At 44.9% G+C, this 18,134-nt stretch carries 15 protein-coding genes and 2 rRNA genes; 9 read left to right on the top strand and 8 right to left on the bottom strand.

Annotated features, from left to right (window positions below; translation table 11 throughout):
- Positions 1–7: 7 nt before the first annotated feature.
- Positions 8–1,834 carry a translational GTPase TypA gene (gene typA / locus AAEU32_RS06990; RefSeq protein ID WP_421969817.1) on the bottom strand — a complete coding sequence of 609 codons (1,827 nt, stop codon included), beginning with the start codon at positions 1,832–1,834 and terminating at the stop codon, positions 8–10.
- A gap of 439 nt (positions 1,835–2,273) precedes the next feature.
- Between typA and glnA the strand changes: the two genes are divergently transcribed.
- From glnA to ahr, 5 genes are all read left to right on the top strand, one after another.
- Positions 2,274–3,680 carry a glutamate--ammonia ligase gene (gene glnA / locus AAEU32_RS06985; RefSeq protein WP_421969816.1) on the top strand — a complete coding sequence of 469 codons (1,407 nt, stop codon included), beginning with the start codon at positions 2,274–2,276 and terminating at the stop codon, positions 3,678–3,680.
- Between the two features lie 161 nt (positions 3,681–3,841).
- On the top strand, positions 3,842–4,387 hold the full coding sequence (locus AAEU32_RS06980) for a DUF4124 domain-containing protein (RefSeq protein ID WP_421969815.1): 546 nt from the start codon (positions 3,842–3,844) through the stop codon (positions 4,385–4,387).
- An 83-nt stretch (positions 4,388–4,470) separates the two neighbouring features.
- On the top strand, positions 4,471–5,523 hold the full coding sequence (gene glnL, locus AAEU32_RS06975) for a nitrogen regulation protein NR(II) (protein ID WP_421969814.1): 1,053 nt from the start codon (positions 4,471–4,473) through the stop codon (positions 5,521–5,523).
- Between the two features lie 18 nt (positions 5,524–5,541).
- A complete protein-coding gene (gene ntrC, locus AAEU32_RS06970; RefSeq protein WP_421969813.1) occupies positions 5,542–6,933 on the top strand; it encodes a nitrogen regulation protein NR(I) in 1,392 nt (463 codons plus the stop codon).
- A gap of 161 nt (positions 6,934–7,094) precedes the next feature.
- On the top strand, positions 7,095–8,096 hold the full coding sequence (gene ahr, locus AAEU32_RS06965; protein ID WP_421969812.1) for an NADPH-dependent aldehyde reductase Ahr: 1,002 nt from the start codon (positions 7,095–7,097) through the stop codon (positions 8,094–8,096).
- Between the two features lie 58 nt (positions 8,097–8,154).
- Here the strand turns inward: ahr and AAEU32_RS06960 are convergent, their stop codons facing one another.
- Positions 8,155–8,541 (bottom strand): YacL family protein, encoded by a 387-nt coding sequence (locus AAEU32_RS06960; protein ID WP_421969811.1) that lies wholly within the window; start codon positions 8,539–8,541, stop codon positions 8,155–8,157.
- A gap of 113 nt (positions 8,542–8,654) precedes the next feature.
- Here AAEU32_RS06960 and AAEU32_RS06955 point away from each other — a divergent pair, with 113 nt between their 5' ends.
- On the top strand, positions 8,655–9,563 hold the full coding sequence (locus AAEU32_RS06955; RefSeq protein ID WP_421969810.1) for an AEC family transporter: 909 nt from the start codon (positions 8,655–8,657) through the stop codon (positions 9,561–9,563).
- 57 nt (positions 9,564–9,620) lie between these two features.
- Here the strand turns inward: AAEU32_RS06955 and AAEU32_RS06950 are convergent, their stop codons facing one another.
- Positions 9,621–9,845, bottom strand: a complete 225-nt coding sequence (locus AAEU32_RS06950) for a hypothetical protein (RefSeq protein WP_421970089.1) — start codon at positions 9,843–9,845, stop codon at positions 9,621–9,623.
- A 207-nt stretch (positions 9,846–10,052) separates the two neighbouring features.
- Between AAEU32_RS06950 and AAEU32_RS06945 the strand changes: the two genes are divergently transcribed.
- From AAEU32_RS06945 to AAEU32_RS06935, 3 genes are all read left to right on the top strand, one after another.
- Positions 10,053–11,363 carry a short-chain fatty acid transporter gene (locus AAEU32_RS06945; protein ID WP_421969809.1) on the top strand — a complete coding sequence of 437 codons (1,311 nt, stop codon included), beginning with the start codon at positions 10,053–10,055 and terminating at the stop codon, positions 11,361–11,363.
- 121 nt (positions 11,364–11,484) lie between these two features.
- Positions 11,485–12,717, top strand: coding sequence for an EAL domain-containing response regulator (locus AAEU32_RS06940; protein ID WP_421969808.1), 1,233 nt, complete (start codon positions 11,485–11,487; stop codon positions 12,715–12,717).
- Positions 12,718–12,914: 197 nt separating this feature from the next.
- Positions 12,915–13,628 (top strand): response regulator transcription factor, encoded by a 714-nt coding sequence (locus AAEU32_RS06935; RefSeq protein WP_421969807.1) that lies wholly within the window; start codon positions 12,915–12,917, stop codon positions 13,626–13,628.
- On the opposite strand, the gene AAEU32_RS06930 is transcribed toward AAEU32_RS06935, so the two are convergent.
- From AAEU32_RS06930 to AAEU32_RS06910, 5 genes are all read right to left on the bottom strand, one after another.
- On the bottom strand, positions 13,625–15,301 hold the full coding sequence (locus AAEU32_RS06930) for a tetratricopeptide repeat protein (protein WP_421969806.1): 1,677 nt from the start codon (positions 15,299–15,301) through the stop codon (positions 13,625–13,627). The genes AAEU32_RS06935 and AAEU32_RS06930 overlap by 4 nt on opposite strands.
- A gap of 63 nt (positions 15,302–15,364) precedes the next feature.
- Entirely contained in the window at positions 15,365–16,873 is a 1,509-nt protein-coding gene (locus tag AAEU32_RS06925) for a YifB family Mg chelatase-like AAA ATPase (protein ID WP_421969805.1), read from the bottom strand.
- 35 nt (positions 16,874–16,908) lie between these two features.
- Positions 16,909–17,523, bottom strand: coding sequence for a trimeric intracellular cation channel family protein (locus AAEU32_RS06920; protein WP_421969804.1), 615 nt, complete (start codon positions 17,521–17,523; stop codon positions 16,909–16,911).
- Between the two features lie 318 nt (positions 17,524–17,841).
- Positions 17,842–17,956 (bottom strand): 5S ribosomal RNA (gene rrf / locus AAEU32_RS06915).
- Positions 17,957–18,053: 97 nt separating this feature from the next.
- Positions 18,054–18,134: ribosomal RNA gene (locus AAEU32_RS06910) — 23S ribosomal RNA — on the bottom strand; the annotation flags it as partial.

Genomic DNA, 18,134 nt, shown 5'->3' with positions numbered 1-18,134 from the left:
GCTGTAATTAGCTCTTTTTGCTTTCACGTGATGCGCGCTTACGATCACTTTCAGTCAATAGCTTCTTGCGAATACGGATGCTTTCAGGTGTTACTTCTACTAGTTCGTCATCGTCGATAAACTCAAGCGCTTGCTCAAGCGTCATCTTAATAGGTGGAACAAGTGTTTGTGCTTCGTCAGTACCTGATGCACGTACGTTTGTTAACTGCTTACCTTTAAGCGCATTAACAGTAAGGTCGTTATCACGGCTGTGAATACCGATAACCATACCTTCGTACACTTCAACACCGTGACCGATAAATAACTTACCACGGTCTTGTAGGTTGAATAGTGCGTTAGTCAGTGCTTTACCTTGCGCGTTCGCAATCAATACACCGTTCTTACGCTGACCAATCTTACCGCCTTTGTGAGGACCGTAGTGATCAAACGTGTGGTACATCAAACCAGAACCTGAAGTCAGTGTCATGAACTCAGTTTGGAAACCGATAAGACCACGGCTAGGAACCATGAAGTCCATGCGGATACGACCTTTGCCATCTGGAGACATGTCAGTCATTTCTGCTTTACGCAAACCAAGCTGTTCCATGATTGAGCCTTGGTGCTCGTCTTCACAGTCAATCGTTACTGTTTCGTACGGTTCTTGTAGTTCACCGTCAACTTCGCGAAGAATTACTTCTGGGCGTGATACTGCAAGCTCATAGCCTTCACGACGCATGTTTTCAATTAATACGCCTAAGTGCAATTCACCACGACCTGATACACGGAAGCTATCAGGGTTGTCAGTGTCTTCTACGCGAAGTGCTACGTTGTGTACCAGCTCAGCATCAAGACGCTCACGGATATTACGTGATGTTACGTATTTACCTTCTTGGCCAGCAAACGGTGACGTGTTTACTGAGAAAGTCATGGTAACAGTTGGCTCATCAACGCTTAACGGCGGAAGTGCTTCAACAGTATTTACATCACAGATAGTGTCAGAGATTTTCAGCTCACCAAGACCGGTAATGGCAATAATGTCACCCGCAGTTGCTTCTTGTGCTTCGTGACGATCAAGACCTAGGTAAGTCAGAACTTGGCCAACTTTACCGTTGCGCGTTTTACCATCGGCACCGATAACGGTTACCTGTTGGTTCACTTTAACCGTACCACGCTTGATACGACCAACACCGATAACACCTACGTATGAGTTGTAATCAAGCTGAGAAACTTGCATTTGCAATGGACCTTCAGGGTCCGCGTCTGGCGCTTCGACTTCGTTGATGATCGCTTCAAACATTGGTTCCATTGTGTCTGAAGGCTCATCTAAATCTAATGTCGCCCAACCATTGATAGCTGACGCGTAGATCACTTTAAAATCTAACTGTTCGTCTGTTGCACCTAGGTTGTCGAATAGGTCGAACACTTGGTCCATTACCCAGTCAGGACGTGCACCTGGCTTGTCAATTTTGTTGATAACAACGATTGGCTTCAAACCCTGCGCGAACGCTTTTTGCGTTACGAAACGAGTTTGTGGCATTGGGCCTTCTTGAGCATCTACAAGCAGAAGTACTGAGTCAGCCATCGAAAGAACACGTTCTACTTCACCACCGAAGTCAGCGTGTCCCGGAGTATCTACGATGTTGATGTGGTAATCTTTCCAGTTGATTGCCGTGTTTTTAGCTAAGATGGTAATTCCACGCTCTTTTTCAATGTCGTTAGAATCCATCACTCGCTCTTCGTTACCACCGCGAGTTTGCAGTGTGCCCGATTGCTCAAGCAATTTATCAACCAGAGTCGTTTTACCATGGTCAACGTGCGCGATGATCGCGATATTTCTTAACTTTTCGATGCTCATATATCTACTTTGGAGGCAAGCCTCATTGTTCCTAGATGATCCACGCCCAGCAAACTGCTACCAGCGTTGGGTTTAAAAGGGCGCGTATTATCCCTTATAACGCCACTAGATGAAAGTTTATCCAACATTATTTTTACTACTATATTGCACTTATCTGAGTTGGCTACACCTAACTGATTAAAAAATAGACACAAACTATTTTTTTAAGCTCTTTTTAAATTAGGTAAATTTATATTCCTTAGCTGTCATCGCAATTTAAAATATCTGCACTACAATGAAGCAATTGCGCACCAAATAAGTGCAAAAACCTTATTTGAAATTCGGTATGTGCAAAAAACCATATACACAATAGTCACTTACAAAGTTGGCACGATTTGCGCTTACTAGTGCACAAATGCAGTAATATGCAGCACACAAAAATCCCTATGTTGGAGGACACATGTCACAATCGGTTTTAACTTTTATTAAAGAAAATGACGTTAAGTTCGTAGATCTTCGTTTTACCGACACTAAAGGTAAAGAACAGCACGTTTCTATTCCTCATCACCAAGCTGACGAAGACTTCTTCGAAGACGGCAAAATGTTCGATGGTTCTTCAATCGCAGGTTGGAAAGGCATCAACGAATCAGACATGGTGCTAATGCCTGATCCAGAAAGTGCAAAACTTGACCCATTCGCAGAAGAAACAACGCTTATCGTTCGTTGTGACGTCGTTGAGCCTTCAACTCTACAAGGTTATGAGCGTGACCCTCGCTCTGTTGCTAAGCGTGCTGAAGAGTATATGCGCTCTACAGGTATCGCTGATACTATTCTTTTCGGTCCAGAGCCAGAGTTCTTCCTATTTGACGATGTTAAATACAAATCAGACATGTCTGGTTCAATGTACAAAATCGATGCTGAAGAAGCATGTTGGAACTCTGACAAAGATTACGAAGGTGGTAACACAGGTCACCGTCCAGGTGTTAAAGGTGGTTACTTCCCAGTTGCTCCTGTTGATTCATCACAAGATTGGCGTAGCGCGACTTGCCTAGTTCTAGAAGAAATGGGTCAAGTTGTTGAAGCTCACCACCACGAAGTAGCAACTGCTGGTCAGAACGAAATCGCGACTCGCTTCAACACTATGGTATTGAAGGCGGACGAAATCCAAGAGCTTAAGTATGTTGTTCACAACATGGCTCACGCTTATGGCAAAACAGCAACGTTCATGCCTAAGCCAATCGTAGGCGACAACGGTTCTGGTATGCACTGTCACCAATCACTAGCTAAAGATGGCAAAAACCTTTTTGCTGGTGACAAGTACGGCGGCCTTTCTGAAGAAGCGCTTTACTACATCGGTGGTATCATCAAACACGCTAAAGCAATCAACGCATTCGCTAACGCGTCTACTAACTCATACAAGCGTCTAGTACCTGGCTTCGAAGCGCCGGTAATGCTTGCTTACTCAGCACGTAACCGTTCAGCATCAATCCGTATTCCAGTGGTTCCTTCAGAGAAAGCGCGTCGTATCGAAGTGCGTTTCCCTGACCCAACAGCTAACCCATACCTAGCATTCTCTGCAATGCTTATGGCTGGCCTTGACGGTATTAAGAACAAGATCCACCCTGGCGATGCAATGGATAAAGACTTGTACGACCTTCCTGCAGAAGAAGCGGCTGAAATCCCAACAGTTGCAGCGTCACTAGACGAAGCCCTAGCTTCTCTAGATGCAGACCGTGAGTTTTTAACTCAAGGCGGCGTATTTACAGACGACTTAATAGACGCGTATATCTCGCTGAAGTCAAAAGAAGTTGAAAAACTTAACATGACAACTCACCCAGTTGAGTTCGAAATGTACTACAGCGTATAACCTGATAACTACTTTTTAGTTATATCATGTGTGTTCTCAAAGCCTGCTCTGCAGGCTTTTTTTATGGTAAAAATTAAATGAATGCACTACAGTTAAAGCTGGGGAATTAGTACGCTATTAATAGCTAACTATAAGAATAATATGCAAAATTAGGAATACATGTGAATATAAAGCTGACGATTTCTAGTGTGTTGCTGGTGCTATCGATGATGGTATCTGTACTATCAACGGTATCGGCAAATACCAATAAGAACATCTATGTATACAAGGATGAGAAAGGCAATTTAGTGTTCTCAGACACTCCGCGCAAAGGCGCAGAGAAAGTCACGCTGAACTCTCCAGTAATGGACATGCCAAGCACGGATACTAGCATCCTCAACGAAGCTGATGATGAGTTAGAGGCAACCAAATTCACAATTTCAGTTACTTCCCCAACTCAAGAAGAAACCATTCGTGATAACACAGGCTCAGTGCATGTATCTGGAATGATTAAACCGCGCTTTTTGCAAGGCCATAAAGTGCAGCTATTTTTAGATGGCCAAGCTCATGGGCAAGCGCAAACATCCACACTATTTGTGATGCGAGATGTTGACCGCGGTGAGCACAATGTCACCCTTAAACTCGTAGATTCACAAGGCAAAGTATTGGCAACGTCCAAACCCGTTACTTTCTTCTTGCATCGCCGTTCTGTGATTACGGGTCCATAGCACTTAGCGACGACCTTATAAGTACACACCTTTAAAACCTGATAAACTATCTGCACCAACATGGTGCAGATGACGATACCATCATGAAACTCGACTTCGATTTTTTTCAACAGATGTGGGAAAACCTACATACTGCTATTTTAATTTTGGATAAAGATTTTAATCTTGTTTTTGCCAATACCAGTTGTACAGAGTTGCTTGGACAAGGCTTAAAGCGCATTGTTGGCCAACCGTTCGATACGCTCTTTAATTACCATTCAATCGAATTAGATCGCATCTGGGAATACACCTTGAAACAAGGTGTTGATTGCCACCAGCATAGAGCTGACGTGGTGTTCGTAGACACCCGTCATGCCAACCTGGCAATAAATAGCCGCCGCATTAACTATCAAGGGGAGCCTTATATTCTCTTTGAAATGCGTCAAACAGACGAAGAAATTCGTTTGGATCAAGCCTCTAATCAAATGCACCAACATCAAGCGGCTCGTACCTTAATAAGAAACTTAGCACATGAAATAAAAAATCCTTTAGGTGGAATTCGCGGAGCGGCGCAATTATTGCAGTATGAGGTTGATCAGCAGGAAAGAGACGAATGTGCTCAGCTTATTATTCACGAAGCGGATAGGTTACGTCAGCTTGTAGATAGACTACTTGGCCCAAACCAGCGGTTACAAAAACAAGCGACCAACATTCATCAGACTCTCGAGAATGTGCTGAAGCTGTGCGTGCTGGATAACAACAAAGCCATCGAGCTTATAAAAGACTACGACCCCAGCATCCCCGATGTGGTTGTCGATAGCGATAAAATTCAGCAAGTACTCTTGAACATTGTGCGCAACGCCATGCAAGCGCTTGATGGGAAGGGGGAAATAAAGGTGACTACTCGCGTTCGCTATCATGTGCGCCGCTATGACACCACGCTCAAAAAAGCCCTGCAGATCAAAATTTGTGATAATGGTCCGGGCATCGCACCCGAAGTGCGCGAAACCCTGTTTTACCCAATGGTTACCAATAAAGAAGGTGGTTCAGGGTTGGGGTTATCAATTGCGCAAACCTTGATTGATCAACACCAAGGGTTTATCGAGTGCGACAGCTGGCCGGGTCATACTGAATTTACAATATACTTGCCACTATAAAGGGCTAAGAGGTATACGATGAAATCTGTTTGGTTGGTAGATGACGATGCATCCATTCGTTTTGTGCTGCAAAAAGCACTTACGCGCGGCGGCTATAATGTAGAAAGTTTTGATAACGCTCAAGACGTTCTCAGCGCACTCGCCTATTCTCAACCCGCAGTATTGTTGTCTGATGTACGCATGCCAGGAATCGACGGCATGGAGTTACTTGAGCAGATCAGCGAAGAAAACCCCTCTCTGCCCGTTATCATAATGACGGCCCACTCCGATCTGGACTCTGCCGTACAAGCATTTCAAAAAGGCGCATTTGAATATCTTGCCAAGCCTTTTGATTTGGAAGAAGCGGTGAGTGTAGTCGATAGAGCTGTTCGCGCACATTCTCAAAAGAAAACAAAAAAAGCATCAGCAGAGCAAAAACGTTCAGTCATTATCGGTGAAGCACCAGCAATGCAGGAAGTGTTTCGAGCCATTGGTAAACTCAGCGCTTCGAGTATGAGTGTGTTGATTAATGGTGAATCTGGCACAGGTAAAGAGCTTGTAGCCAGTGCCCTGCATCAGCACAGTCCGCGTAAAGATGCCCCATTTATCGCGCTGAACATGGCTGCAATCCCAAAAGACTTGGTTGAATCTGAGTTATTCGGCCATGAAAAAGGAGCATTTACTGGCGCAGATAGTGTTCGTAAAGGGCGCTTTGAGCAGGCTAATGGTGGTACACTTTTCCTAGACGAAATTGGTGATATGCCATTGGATGTGCAAACGCGTTTATTAAGGGTATTGGCCGATGGCGAGTTTTATCGCGTTGGTGGTCATCAAAGTATCAAGGTGGATGTGCGCATCATTGCCGCAACGCACCAAGATCTGGAGCGCCTTGCGCAACAAGGGAAGTTCCGTGAAGACTTATTTCACCGCTTAAACGTGGTCCGCTTAAAGCTGCCCCCACTACGCGAGCGCACAGAAGATATTGAGCAACTGGCTGAGTATTTTCTCAATAAAAGCGCACAAGAACTGAAAATCAGTACAAAGATTTTAAGCCCGCAAGCGTGCGATCAAATGAAGTTATTCAATTGGCCGGGTAACGTACGCCAGTTAGAAAACACCTGTCGCTGGCTCACGGTCATGGCACCGGGTGAATACATTGCTGCTGAAGACTTACCAGCGGAAATCATTGCCGCCCATCCACAAGACGTAGATGCTGATTGGCTCGATCTTTTCCAGCAATGGCTCAATAACGAGTTCAAGCAAGGTAAAGACAATGTGTGGCCAGACATTCAAGCTCAGCTTGAAACACGCCTAATAAAATCAGCGCTTGCAAGCTGTGGTGGTCACAAACAGGAGGCGGCACAACGTATCGGTTGGGGTCGCAACACACTGACTCGCAAGCTCAAAGAGCGAAATATCAGCCCTTCTTAACACTGGTCTATCGGCTATTTTTGACTACAGTATACAGTGGCTCGTTGACAGTATATTAACTGTCTCTTGGTGAAGGTGATCTCTTTCACCTAATGCCACTGTATATGTATTCACATTCGCACGACGAATCATTTTTCTCATGAATTTCAAGGATCTGATATATGTTTAAAGCATACGCAGCACATAGCCCGGGCGGTGAGCTTGTTCCATTTGAGTATGACCCTGGTGAACTCGACGCCCATGATGTGGAAATAGATATAACAAGCTGTGGTGTGTGCCACAGCGACTTGTCTATGTGGAAAAACGAATGGGGAATGAGTCAATATCCCTTTGTAGGCGGTCATGAAGTGTCGGGTATTGTCAGCGCGGTTGGTAGTCATGTAACCAATATACAGGTCGGTGACAAAGTCGGCTTAGGTTGGCACAAAGGTTACTGTAATACATGCGGTGAGTGTTTGGGTGGCGACCATAATTTATGTGCCTCACAAAAACCAACTATCGTCGGCAATCACGGTGGCTTTGCAAATAAGGTAAGAGCCCAAGAAACCGCCGTTATTAAAATTCCCGACGCCCTAGATATTCATGTTGCAGGCCCACTTTTATGTGGCGGCATCACCGTATTCAACCCTCTGGTTCAATTCGATATAAAGCCAACGAGTCGCGTTGCTGTCATTGGCATTGGTGGATTGGGACACCTCGCTTTGCAATTTGCTAAAGCATGGGGCTGCGAAGTCACCGCTTTCACCAGTGCATCAAAGATGGAAGAGGCTAAATCACTGGGTGCTCACCACAGTGTAAATTCGCGCGATCCAGACGCTTTTTCCGCGCTTGCGGGGCAATTTGATCTCGTTATCGTCACGGTAAATGTTGCGATGGATTGGGGGGCGGTGATCGCTACCTTAAAGGCAAAAGGTCGTATTCATTTTGTTGGCGCGGTAGCGGCCCCTATTGAGTTAACTGCTTTCTCACTTATTGCACAACAAATTACGGTGTCGGGATCTCCAGTAGGTTCTCCCGCCACTTTGGCAACCATGATGGAATTTGCTGCGCGTCATAATATTAAGCCAGTGACCGAGCATTATAAGATGTCGCAAATAAATGAAGCTTTTGCGCACCTAGAGTCCGGTAAGGCGCGATATCGTATTGTCCTAGAAGTAGACTAGGACGTGTTAAATTAAAAAAGGGCATCGCGCCCTTTTTTCTCATCGGTGTAATGACGTGCTAACGAAATGTACGCCACGCATCAACTAAGGCGACTAAGTCTTCCACTCCACAAGCAGCTGCAAGCTCAGACTCATCCAAGGTTAAATCATCTTCTAGGTATGTCTCTAAGTCATCACCATCATGATACAAACCATGACTTTCGAAAATGGCCTCTCCATGGGCTAGAATTACTCGCATCTCATTCCCTGCGATAATCACCTCTTTATCTGCAGACATTAATGCAGCGATAAAACGCTGTTGTAATGATTCATTTTCATACAACTCGTCATTAAACCAACGCGCAATGAGCTTATGCTCATCAGTCACTTTGATACGTTTACCCCATAATGGATCTGAAAAGAGTTGATATTCCATAAGTACTACACCTGATAATAAGGCGCGCATGATACCAACAACTTAGCAAAAATGCCTGTATAAGTGTTCATCAAAAATGTGCTGGGCGAATGCGCTATAGAACATGATAAAATGACATCAGTTAAATTGACTTGCTGGTAGATATGTTAGACACCTTTACCCTTATTTTCCCGCTCATTTTTACCGCTGGAGTCGGTTTCGGTTGTGCTCGCTATGGCTTTTTAAAGGCAGAACACTTAGCTGGAGTCAGCCGCTTTGTGTTTTACGTATCGATTCCAGCAATGCTTTTTATAAACATGCTTCAGGCGCCACTCACACAAGTGGTGAGTCTTGCTCTTTTTACCAGTTTTTATGGACCAGTGATTGGGGTTTATTTAGTTGCACTCGTGATATTTAATCTGCGCTTCAAGCAAGTGAGTAAAAGTGCGGTGCTCGCACTCGGTGGTAGCTATTCAAATACAGTACTTATTGGACTGCCTATTGCCATTGCAGCGTTGAGCACAGAAGTCGCCGCGACGGTATTTGCGTTAATCACCTTTCACAGTGCCACGCTGTTTCTTTTGACCTATCTCTTCTTTGGCAAGTCTCATGCTTTAAATTGGCGTTTAACGGCGAAGCAATTAGTCATCAACCCTGTGGTGTTACCCATTGCTTTGGGGGTTGTGGGCAACCTCATGGGTATTAAACTCACAGGCGCATTGCATGCTAGTGTGACTTTGCTCGCAGAGCCAGCGATCGCCGGAGCGCTCTTTGTGCTTGGTGCTAATTTGCACCATTATCAACTAAGGCGCGGGCTGCACCTTGCATTATTGCTCAGCGTGCTAAAACTATTTGTGCTCCCTGCTGGCGTATGGCTATTTGCTTGTGAAATTTTCTCACTACCCCGTGAACAGGTGCTGTTGTTGGTGCTACTCAGTGGCGCACCATTAGGTGTCAATGCCTACCTTGTTGCAAAACAGCTCCGTACTGAAAATGACACACTTGCCAGCACTGTGGTGTTGAGTACCTTGTTGAGCGTGGTGAGCTATGTTTTCTGGTTGAATTGGGTGTAATACCAAATAGGTATAAAAAAGCGTGCTTATGAGCACGCTTTTTTATAGATTTGATGGCTATCCATCCGAGCGAAACTTTGCCGCATCAATGATTGCCCAAATATAAGCAATACCCGCGATGATCCCTGGAATAATAAGCCACCACAGAGCGACGCCACCAAAAAATACAATTGCAAAGATTAGTGCCGCAAGAATACGCCCTTGAACGAGTTGGCCTAAACCTGGAAAAAATACATTACATAGTGCGGCGATTACGTTACCGCCCGAGCCTTGTCCTGACATAAAACCCTCTTCTGTCATTTATTTCTTGTTTCTTATTTAGTTATTACAATAACCAGGCCAACTTTTAATTCTTATATATCAAGACTTTATATATCAACCTTTTTTGTAATAGCTCCAAATTTAGCCTAACATACTAATGTTTAGTGTTTTTAACATTACCTTATCTATGTTAAGAACATAATAGATAATAAAAAATAGTTGCTTATTATGCTCGCTAAAATTTCCAAACCCATCGCCCAACTAACCGACAAATACATGCCTGACCCGCTGGTCATAGTAATTATTCTCACTTTGCTGAGCTTTGCCTTCGCCCTAGTGGGCACAGAGCACTCCATTGATGCGCTCATCATGATGTGGGGTAGCGGACTGAGTAACCTTTTCACCTTTGCAATGCAAATGCTATTGGTGCTGGTATGTGGTTTTTTACTCGCCACCGCTCCATCAGTGCAAAGACTCCTTGATTTAATAGCGGGGCACATTAACAATCCTGGCAAAGCAGTGGTCGTGACCACAGTGGTCGCTATGCTCGCAAGTTGGATCAATTGGGGGTTTGGCTTGGTAGTGGGAGCACTGTTTGCCAAAGCTGTTGCGCGTCATTGCCGCGTTGACTATCGCGTACTTATTGCCAGTGCTTACTCAGGTTTTATCATTTGGCATGGCGGCCTGTCGGGCTCCATTCCTCTGACCATAGCCACACAAGGCCATTTCGCCCAGCAGCAAATAGGTATTATTCCAACCAGTGAGACACTCTTTTCTACGTTAAACCTCACATTAGTCATTGGCCTTGCGGTGCTTTTGCCTATCGTGAATTACTGGCTACTGCCCAAAGCTGAAGATGCAGTATATGTGGAGCAAAGCCGTCTTGATGAGCGTGACGCACAGTCACACAAAGCGAACATTAACTCCTTAGAGCAAGCTCGCTGGCCCACCGCCACTATTGCATTACTTGGATTAACTTACTTGGGCTTTTCGTTTTACGGTGGTAACCAAGGATTGAACCTCAATACCATTATCGCCCTGTTCTTATTTGGCGCTTTATTACTTCAGCCCAACGCCCACGCATTTATCAATCAGTTGGCTGAAGCAGTCAAAAATGGCAGTGGTATCGTTATTCAATTTCCTTTTTATGCTGGATTAATGGCGCTGATGAGCCAAAGCGGTCTAGCACAGGCTATTTCCGAGTTATTTATTAGTGTTTCTACCTCTACAAGTTTACCCATATGGAGCTTTCTCAGTGCAGGTTTGGTGAACATATTTGTGCCCTCTGGCGGTGGGCAATGGGCAGTACAAGCTCCTCTTCTACTGCCTGCTGCTCAAGCACTTGAAGTACCAACACATGTGGTCGCAATGGCAGTCGCATGGGGGGATGCATGGACCAACCTCATTCAACCATTTTGGGCACTTCCCGTACTTGCCATTGCCGGTCTAAAAGCGAAGGACATAATGGGGTTTTGCTTGTTACAACTCGTTATCAGTGGTGTGTATATCGTCACTGTTCTTTCTCTGGTTGGCACCTAATTAGGCACTGAACTAATAATAAAGAATTACCAAATGGAAATATTATTAGGTTTTTAGGGGTACAAGTTTGCATAGCTGAATATGGGAGCCTAAATTTTAACCATATGCAGTGGAGGATTTAATGAGCAAACTTAACCAAGGGAAGGTGACAGCGAGATATCGAGTAGCCGTCGTTGACGACTCTCGTGCAATACTCGTTGTATTAAAGGCGATGTTCGAGGAATTGGGTATTAAGGATGTGTCATCGTACGATGATGCCCACAAAGCTTTTCAGGATATCGAAAAAGCGCCGAGCCTTTATGACCTTGTCCTAACTGATCTTAATATGCCTAATATGGATGGCATCGAGTTTATTCGCAAGCTGGGTAACATAGATTTCCCTGGCGCGGTGGTGATCATCTCGGATATGCCGCAAGAGGTCATAAGCCTTGCAAGTAAGCAAGCGCGTCAAAACAATGTCCACCTCCTGGGTAACATTGCAAAGCCTGTGCACATTGATAAAGTCCAACACTTGTTTCACAAACTAGATTGTTTGCGGATGTTCGATGAGGATCCTCTGGCGAACATCTCTGAACTCGCATTACTAGATGCCATAAGCCATAACCGCATTCTTCCTATGTACATGCCCAAAGTGAATATGGTTACAGGCAAAGTGCAGTCGCTCGAAGTTATGTCGTGTATCTTACCGCGTGGTGGCGGGGAAATGTCTGAATCGAGCTGTTTTATTGGCGTTGCACGAACGAACGAGTTGTTAAATTTACTGACGTTTCAACTCATTGAGAAGGCATCTAAGGATTTGGATCACTTTCGCAACACCTATTCAGATGACTTGAAGCTTGCTATCAACTTGCATCCTTCACAGCTCGCAGACCTAAATTGTCCTGACAAATTCACCTTAATCTTATCACTGAATAACCTCAATCCCAGTGACGTGGTTATTGAAATCAGTGAGCATCAACCATTGAGTGAAGACAACGTGTTAGAAACCATAAATCGCCTCAAACTGCGCGGTTTCGAACTTTCACTTGATGAGTACGGTAGTGGATTTACTGACAGCCAGCTGATGTACAAGTTGCCCATAGACGAGATTAAGATTAGCTACCCATTGATAACAGAGATTGAGAAAGATCACTTTAGCCAAGCCATTGTCCATGAGATAGATGATATTACCACTGACAGAAAGCTAAACATGGTTGCCTGCGGTGTTGCTCGCCAGCAAGAACTTGATTACCTAACGGCTAAATTTCCAAAAATATACATACAAGGGCCACTTATCACAAAGGCGATGAAACGCAGCGACATGGTTCAGTGGCTAAAAGAACGCAAGCAATCCGCAAAGACTAAGCACATGTAGCGCTCCCTGAATATTGATATTTTTGGTACAAAAGACTACAAATAAACTATCGCTTTCGTTGTACCTAATAATGAAATATCTTATGGAGTATCGTAAAATGTCGAAGTTGTTAGTTGTGATGATGCAAAGGTTTGCATTAAACAGTTCTAGGCACTTTTAGTGCGCAGTTAGATAAAGATATTCTAGGTATACCTTGCATGCCCATAAATGTGTTACTTGTTGAAGACGATGATTTATTAGTTAAGCGCATTCAAAGCCATTTCAGCAATACTGAATTTTTAATTCATGTTGACAGTACAGGCGGTTGTGCACTGTCAATGGTTCAAACTTCCCTTGCGCAGCCCGAACAAGCTATTCAGCTCGCTATTGTTGATATTGTTTTGCCTGAAAAAGACGGGTTGCTGCTCGCGAAAGAGCTAACGACACTCACCGAAATCGGGGTAATTATGCTGTCGAGCCGAGATTCTCAGTCTGACCGTATCGCCGGTCTCGCTCAGGGAGCAGATGACTATATTTGTAAACCTGTTGATTTACTTGAACTCGAATTGCGTATGCGCGCCGTTTATAAACGCCTCAGCGCGACTCAGTCGCAAGATGATGATTCAACTGAATACATTGAGTATGCTGATTTTAAATTGCATCCTGACAACCGAACACTTATCACTAGTGCGCAAGAAGAAATCCGCCTAACGGAAGCCGAACACAAAGTACTTATCTGCTTAATTGCTAACGCAGGCAAAGCAACATCTCGTGAAAAAGTATCTGAAGAAATAGGGCAACCCGATTGGAGCCCTACAGATAGAACTGTGGATGTATTGATAGGCCGCCTGCGTAAAAAACTAGGTGACGAGAAAGAGCAAAAACGCATTGTCACAGTACGCGGCAAAGGCTACATGCTCTCTTCAGGTTAAAATATCAGTTTATTTTGCTCATAAGCAGCAAGCGCTTGCTGAAATTCACTGGTATCAAAAGCTTGATCATCCGCTTCATCAACCGCTTGCTGTTGAAAACTTATCGCTTGCTCAAAGTTACCCAATTTAGCATGCGCTGCCGCCAAGTAAGCGTACGCCATAGGATGATCGTTGCTATCCGCTACTTGCTCAGCAAATTTAATTGCCAACTCAAGCTCCTCGGGCTTATCAGAGTACAAGACATACCAACGCGCAAGTTTTCGCATGGCAATGACATCACCGTTATCAGTGGCCTTTTGCAACCAATATTTAGCTTGCTCTTTATAGACTGTTGATTCATCCGCCTGAGCCATTAAACACTTACCCAACTGCGCTTGTGCCTTTACATGTTCTTGTATCGCAGCTGCTGTTAATAAACGTAAGTTACAGTTAAGGCCCAACTCAAAAAGAGTATCACTGTGCCCACCTACCGCAGCTTTATACTGCCAATATTGCCATTGGCGCTCTTGTGCTCGGTTCACGACAGGCGTTAAATCTACATACGCATTCACCGAATAATTCAAGTAACTAGGGTCTTGGTTTTTATTGTTGTAGAAAAATCTCGCGTAATACCAGTTGTCATCGCTCAACTTATTTTGCAAGGCGCTGACTACCCAGCTTTCCATCAGATTTTCGGCTTGCTCTGTTAACTTCTTCGGTATGCCATGATGCCCTACGCTCTGCCATTGTTGCGCCTTACCTTCAGCAGTAATATTTACCAAGTAACCAAAGTTAAAGAAATTAGTTTCAATGGTGCTATCTCGCTCAAATTCTGGCTGAGTGATAGACGAAAATCGTAATTGTGGTGCAGTGCTTGTAAGTAATAACTCACTTTCATCAACAGCATAGCGTTCGGCCTGAGCATCTAGCAAACGCAGGAGCAATGCCAGTTCAGCTTGGGCATTAACATCATCACGTTTTGCTTGCGCTAATAAGGTGTCAGCTCGAGCACGGAGCTTTGCCGTGAATTCATTTTCATCAGCCCCCGCAAACACGCCTCTGACGATACCATTGCTAAAAACAGCGTCATCAGAGTTAAAACGTGTATCTTCGAGCTTTTCTGCAATACTTTGGCCGAACTCCGGTGCTGGATATGAACTTACCAACACCATGTCTCTGGGCATACCCATCTCATCTATATCGAAGACATAGCTAGCGATGCCCGGTATACCTTGGCTTTGTAAATCACTAGGATACTCTGTAGGAGGGTTTACCGTACGCTCGCGTAACGGGTTATAAGTCAGTGTTCGGCTAAGCTCATGGAAAAGGGTCTGCGTGCCAGATTTACCAAATCTGACGATCAATTGTTGCGCCAGAGCTTTGGCCTGCTTAAGCTCGTTTTTATTTAACCGGCGGATAACAGACTTACGCGCTTGTTCGGCCATCTTAAAATCATTATCTATCGCAAGCGTAAAGTAGGCATAAGCCTTAATAGGATCGGCTGCCACACCTTGCCCACGCAAATATTGTACAGCAAGATTGAATTGGCTTCGTCCATCGCCAAGCTCAGCCGTTTGCTCAAATAGAGAAAACGCTTTTTCATAATCTTGATCAAGGTAATAACTCATGGCGTCGCTCGCATTACCGAGACAAACCTGAGGTATTAGCGCTATGGCAAAAATCCAATTTTTCATTGAGCACTCCTAGTTACCGAACCAATCAATGTTAACAGTTGGTAAATGGACGTGCAATGGCAATTACCCCAGCCGCGCAACCATGCGCTCAAAGGCCCGATAACTCAATGCTTCTTTTATGCATTCTTGGGTGATCTCGCCCAGCCCAGCAAGGTCAGCAATAGTGCGTGCCACTTTGATTACGCGCTGATGAGAGCGCGGTGATAGATTTAGCTTATTAGATGCGCCACAAAGGTAATCACTGCAGGCCTCATCCAATGCGCAAAATGACGCTACTTCCTTCGTTGACAGTAACGCATTGACCTTACCTTGGCGGTGTAACTGAATCTGATAGGCGCGAATAACTCGCTCTCGTATCACAGCGCTTGATTCCTCACTTGCAGAGGATAACAATTGCTCACTGGGCACGCGCAGCAATTCTATTTGTAAGTCAATGCGGTCTATAAACGGGCCCGATATACGGGAGAGATAGCGCATAACTTGATCTGGCGTGGCCCGTTTATCTGTATGATGCCCTGTAGGGCTGGGGTTAAGTGCAGCGATAAGTTGAAATCGCGCCGGAAATTCCACTTGGTGGGCTGCACGCGAGATTGTCACATGACCCGTTTCCATTGGTTCTCGAAGGCTATCGATCACCTTGCGCTCGAATTCTGGCAACTCATCCAGAAACAATACGCCATTATGTGCCAATGAAATTTCGCCGGGTTTGGGTTTTGAAGAGCCCCCAACTAAGGCAACAGCAGAGCATGTATGATGAGGGTTTCTAAATGGTCGTACACGCCATTGAGCGACGTTCACAGCGCGACCACTTACAGAATACACGGATGCAGTCTCAAGCGCTTCTGTAATCGACATCGGCGGTAATATAGACGCAAAACGCTGGGCAAGCATTGATTTACCCGTGCCAGGGGGGCCACTAAAAAGCACGTTATGCTTGCCAGCTGCTGCGATCTCTAAAACCCGTTTTGCCAGAGCCTGACCTTTTACTTCATCAAAGTCGCCACATTGATTCTCAATGTTATTCGCACTCGTTGGCTCTGGCTCTAAAAATTGCAGACTCTGTTGCCCTGATAAGTCGTGCCACACTTCAACCAAAGAGCGGGCGCACTTAACACAATCAGTCTCAATGAGCTTGGCCTCATGACTATTTTCCTCACTCAAATAAACGAAACGACCCTCTGATTTCGCAGCAAGCACACTGGGAATAACTCCTCTTATTGGTCGAAGTTGACCATCAAGACCAAGCTCCGCCAACAGTTCTATTTTGCCAAGTTCTGTGAATTGCAATTGCCCAGAGGCTATGAGAATTCCCACGGCTATCGCTAAGTCATAGCGCCCACCCTCTTTTGGTAAATCAGCTGGGGCCAAGTTCACAACTATACGCTGACTTGGGAAAATGAAATGACTATTTTCTATGGCGCTACGAACACGATCTTTGGCCTCTTTCACCGATGTTTCGGGTAAACCAACAATATTAAAACTTGGTAGTCCGGATCCGAGGTATACTTCGACGCACACCTCTATTGCAGTGATCCCAATTTGCTCTCGCGCATAAACAGTTGCTAAAGACATTTCCCTGTCCTTGTTCCTAATAAGGAACTTTAAGTCTAGCTGGGATATCTGAAAACGTGTACGCTAATATTCCACTTCAAAGCTATCAAACGGACGACGAGTGTTGTCAGCCCACCTATCCACATCGCATGCTGATTGGCTACGCCCAAACTCATTAAACCGATATAGACAGAGGCCCCAAACAAACAAGCGACGGCATAAAGTGGGCCCTTTAATAACATAGGCACTTCGCGCGCCAATACATCGCGGATCATGCCGCCAAAGCAACCTGTGAGTACGCCCATTATAATCGCCGTCATGGCTGGCACGCCTGACTCTAAAGCTTTTTGTGCTCCCATAATAGCGAAGAAGGCAATACCCAGGGCATCCGCCAGTTGGAGCAAGTAGTGGGGGAAATTGGGTTTATAGTTAAGCCAAATAATAGTGACAAATACCGTGAGTAAAATCGTAATGAAGTAGCTCGTATCATGCACCCAAAAAACAGGAAGATCTAAAATTACATCTCTGAGTGTACCACCGCCAATAGCTGTTACCGCAGCAAGGACAATAACACCGAAGCCATCCATGCTTTTTTCATGAGCTAATAAGGTGCCAGAAATAGCAAATACAGCCACACCAAGTAGGTCGAACCAATGAAAAAGGTCAAACATATATCGCCTGAAGGAAATAATAAAAACAACAGCTTAGAACGTACAATAAACCCTAGCCATAGAAAAACAATTTATTTCCCTCCAAACGCAAAAAACCCGCTCATAGAGCGGGTTTCTTTAATTTGAAGCCTGGTGATGACCTACTTTCACATGGCAAATGCCACACTATCATCGGTTGGGGACGCCTAGTCGGGGCCGGCCTTCCGGCAGTTCCGTTTCACTTCTGAGTTCGGCATGGGCGGGGCTGGCCTTCCAGTCTGGTGGGTCCTGAACGCAAAAAACCCGCTGCATTGCTGCAACGGGTTTCTTTGAATAAGGCCCTGACGATGTTCTACTTTCACATGGCAAATGCCACACTATCATCGACGCTGTTTCGTTTCACTTCTGAGTTCGGCATGGGGTCAGGTGGTTCCAAAACGCTATGGTCGTCAGGAAAAAATTGTAAATTCGGAAAGCTTTATAAGGAAATGTCTACTTCAGTCTTTATCTCTAACTTCTAACTTAACAGTCTCACACCATTTTGGCGTTGTATGGTTAAGCCTCACGGGTAATTAGTACAGGTTAGCTTAACGCCTCACAGCGCTTCCACATCCTGCCTATCAACGTTGTAG

It is taken from the genome of Pseudoalteromonas maris (assembly GCF_049257235.1).
Lineage (GTDB): Bacteria > Pseudomonadota > Gammaproteobacteria > Enterobacterales > Alteromonadaceae > Pseudoalteromonas.
The sequence above is the reverse complement of the archived record's forward strand: the minus strand, read 5'-3'. Positions and strand labels throughout refer to the sequence as shown.

Bases quoted from the DNA above. Each gene is read 5' to 3' on its own strand.
- typA (WP_421969817.1), bottom strand. From the start codon at position 1,834: ATGAGCATCGAAAAGTTAAGAAATATCGCGATCATCGCGCACGTTGAC.
- glnA (WP_421969816.1), top strand. From the start codon at position 2,274: ATGTCACAATCGGTTTTAACTTTTATTAAAGAAAATGACGTTAAGTTC.
- glnL (WP_421969814.1), top strand. From the start codon at position 4,471: ATGAAACTCGACTTCGATTTTTTTCAACAGATGTGGGAAAACCTACAT.
- ntrC (WP_421969813.1), top strand. From the start codon at position 5,542: ATGAAATCTGTTTGGTTGGTAGATGACGATGCATCCATTCGTTTTGTG.
- ahr (WP_421969812.1), top strand. From the start codon at position 7,095: ATGTTTAAAGCATACGCAGCACATAGCCCGGGCGGTGAGCTTGTTCCA.
- AAEU32_RS06960 (WP_421969811.1), bottom strand. From the start codon at position 8,541: ATGCGCGCCTTATTATCAGGTGTAGTACTTATGGAATATCAACTCTTT.
- AAEU32_RS06955 (WP_421969810.1), top strand. From the start codon at position 8,655: ATGTTAGACACCTTTACCCTTATTTTCCCGCTCATTTTTACCGCTGGA.
- AAEU32_RS06950 (WP_421970089.1), bottom strand. From the start codon at position 9,845: ATGTCAGGACAAGGCTCGGGCGGTAACGTAATCGCCGCACTATGTAAT.
- AAEU32_RS06945 (WP_421969809.1), top strand. From the start codon at position 10,053: ATGCTCGCTAAAATTTCCAAACCCATCGCCCAACTAACCGACAAATAC.
- AAEU32_RS06940 (WP_421969808.1), top strand. From the start codon at position 11,485: ATGAGCAAACTTAACCAAGGGAAGGTGACAGCGAGATATCGAGTAGCC.
- AAEU32_RS06935 (WP_421969807.1), top strand. From the start codon at position 12,915: ATGCCCATAAATGTGTTACTTGTTGAAGACGATGATTTATTAGTTAAG.
- AAEU32_RS06930 (WP_421969806.1), bottom strand. From the start codon at position 15,301: ATGAAAAATTGGATTTTTGCCATAGCGCTAATACCTCAGGTTTGTCTC.
- AAEU32_RS06925 (WP_421969805.1), bottom strand. From the start codon at position 16,873: ATGTCTTTAGCAACTGTTTATGCGCGAGAGCAAATTGGGATCACTGCA.
- AAEU32_RS06920 (WP_421969804.1), bottom strand. From the start codon at position 17,523: ATGTTTGACCTTTTTCATTGGTTCGACCTACTTGGTGTGGCTGTATTT.